The organism is Microcystis sp. M49636_WE2 (assembly GCF_030065375.1).
GTDB classification, from domain to species: domain Bacteria; phylum Cyanobacteriota; class Cyanobacteriia; order Cyanobacteriales; family Microcystaceae; genus Microcystis; species Microcystis aeruginosa_C.
Map to the genome: position 1 here is coordinate 1 of NZ_JASJFG010001047.1, position 2,278 is coordinate 2,278.

Annotated in this window: 3 protein-coding genes; 1 reads left to right on the top strand and 2 read right to left on the bottom strand. The window is 41.2% G+C overall.

Going from position 1 to position 2,278, the window contains the following annotated elements:
* Positions 1-488, bottom strand: a 488-nt coding sequence (locus PX484_RS24185) for an AAA family ATPase (protein WP_288105966.1), incomplete at its 3' end; no start/stop codon positions are given.
* A gap of 328 nt (positions 489-816) precedes the next feature.
* Here PX484_RS24185 and PX484_RS24190 point away from each other — a divergent pair.
* Positions 817-1,389 carry a DUF2808 domain-containing protein gene (locus tag PX484_RS24190; protein ID WP_287667879.1) on the top strand — a complete coding sequence of 191 codons (573 nt, stop codon included), beginning with the start codon at positions 817-819 and terminating at the stop codon, positions 1,387-1,389.
* Positions 1,390-1,476: 87 nt separating this feature from the next.
* On the opposite strand, the gene PX484_RS24195 is transcribed toward PX484_RS24190, so the two are convergent.
* Positions 1,477-2,121 (bottom strand): Uma2 family endonuclease, encoded by a 645-nt coding sequence (locus tag PX484_RS24195; protein WP_002800680.1) that lies wholly within the window; start codon positions 2,119-2,121, stop codon positions 1,477-1,479.
* Positions 2,122-2,278 lie beyond the last annotated feature (157 nt).

A 2,278-nucleotide genomic window follows, 5' to 3' on the forward strand; every position in this document is an offset into this window, starting at 1 on the left:
GCATTTCTTTGTCGTAAAACCTGATTATATTGCTGTAAAATATGAACGTATAGGGGTTCTAATTGAATTAATAAAGTATCTAACCAATCTCGGCGAGCTTCCGGACCACCGCGCACTAAATCCAGATCGAGACTAGAAAATTGTACCGCATTAATCACGCCCAAAAAATCAAGATGACGGCGCAGGGGTTGACGGTCACGGATCACGGTACGACGACCGGAAGAACGGAGAATTAAACTTAATTCTGATGCTCCATAAAGACGATTAACCCTAGCAAAAATTCTCGCCTCTGAGTCCGATTCTAGCACCAGATCCCGATCCTTGCTAACTCGATGGCTCTTGAGAGTGGCCAAAAGTTCGATCGCTTCTAGTAAATTGGATTTTCCCTGAGCATTATTGCCCAATAATATTGTTTTTTTGGACTCGAATTTTAGCAACTGTTCGGCATAATTTCTAAAACTGTGAAGGTGCAGGTGTTCTAGATACATTGCAAGTTCGGGGTTGGGGAATTATGAATTATGAATTGTGAATTATGAATTATAAATTATGAAGTGGGGTGTGGGGTGTGGGGTGTTGGGGGTGGGGGAGTGGGGAGAAAAAAGCTGATCACTGATCACTGACTCCTGATTGGGGAATTATGAATTGTGAATTATGAATTATAAATTATGAAGTGGGGTGTGGGGTGTTGGGGGAGTGGGGAGAAAAAAGCTGATAACTGATAACTGATCACTGATCACTGATCATGGCAGGGGTTTGGGGTTAAGTGAATTTGCTATAATTCCCCTTGACAATCAATATTTTATAGTAGCTTTTACCTTGAAAATTCCTTTTTTGTCTTTAAAACAGATTGAAAGTCTATCTAAACTCGCTTTGATTGCTATATTCGCTTTTGATGCTCCTGTTTCCCTCGCAGGACAATTTCCCGATGGCAGAGTATTTTTTGAGAGTTCTCCCACTCTGGTTAATTTCTTCGCTACTTTCCAATCCGTGCGTGCTTGGGGAGCAAAATACTATCTTACCATCGCTCTGCCGCCGTCTCTCGGGGCGCCCTTGGGTAAAGTAACCATACAACAGCAGCCTAATATTCAAACTATTGCTTTTCTTGTTGATCAAACCTTTGCTTTTCTTGGCGATCGCAATCAGCGAGGCGAAAAATTAACCCTAAAATCCACTACCTTTGACCCCAATACTCAGACGATTACGGTCATTTTTGATCCTCCTGTCCCCCCTGGTAATACCGTTTCCATCGGTCTGAAACCAGTACGAAATCCTGATTATGGTGGTGTCTATCAGTTTGGAATTACTGCTTATCCCCCCGGAGACAATTCTCCCGGATTAGCTCTAGGAGTCGGACGTTTAACAATTTACGATGCTGGCGATCGCTGGTAGGCTGTTCCGCGTCTAAACACAGTAATCAGTAAACAGTAAAAAGACAGTAGGAAACCTCAGTTCCCTGACTTCGTTGTACATTTGAAGTCAGGGATTAAGCGTTTGCTTGACCCAAATTCGGAATTGTTTTAATGCCATTGCACTACCGATTTTTTGACTATTTTGTAGCGTTTCTGGAATTTTTTCTATTAGATTAAATTGAGAAAATAGTCGGCTTTGGCAAGATTCAACGTATTCTGATCCTTGCAAAACATTGATTTCCAGTCTCTCCCCATCATATCGCCACAATTCAGGAACACCCAATCGCTCATAATTATTAAATCGAGTTCGCTTAGTGATATCAATTTCAATGGCTAAATCGGGAGGGGGATCAATAGCCAGATCAAGTCGCTTTTTTCCCCTAACGGCAGCACAATTTCCGATATAAAAAGACTCATCTGGTTCTATTCCTTGATCCATTTGCTGATTTTTAAAGGTTGTTGATCCGGCGGGTTCATAGTCTAACTCTAATTCATCCAGGAGAACTTTAACCAAATCCCCGATTAAAACTTTGGTATTTTCATGAATAAAAAGAGGAGTCATTGCTTCTAAAGTTCCCTGACTATAAGATAGACGAATTGACCGTCGCTCTCCCAATTCGTCAAGAATTTTTTCATAATCTTGCCAAGTGAGTGAAGTTAACAACAGGCGGTCGCCTGGGGTAACAGTTAGTTGTTTTAATGCTAATAACATCAGAATTTGTCGCCTAAGTTGTTATGATTGGGCGGTTTAGTCAGTATTTAACTTTTTTCTACCTTAGACTATATATAGCAGTTTTCATCAGAATGAGGCATGGGCAAGGGGGTTAAACTCTTTGTTGGCAAAACTTGTCGATACCTCAGTAACGTGA

Coding starts and splice junctions, on each gene's coding strand:
- PX484_RS24195 (WP_002800680.1), bottom strand. CDS start 2,121: ATGTTATTAGCATTAAAACAACTAACTGTTACCCCAGGCGACCGCCTG.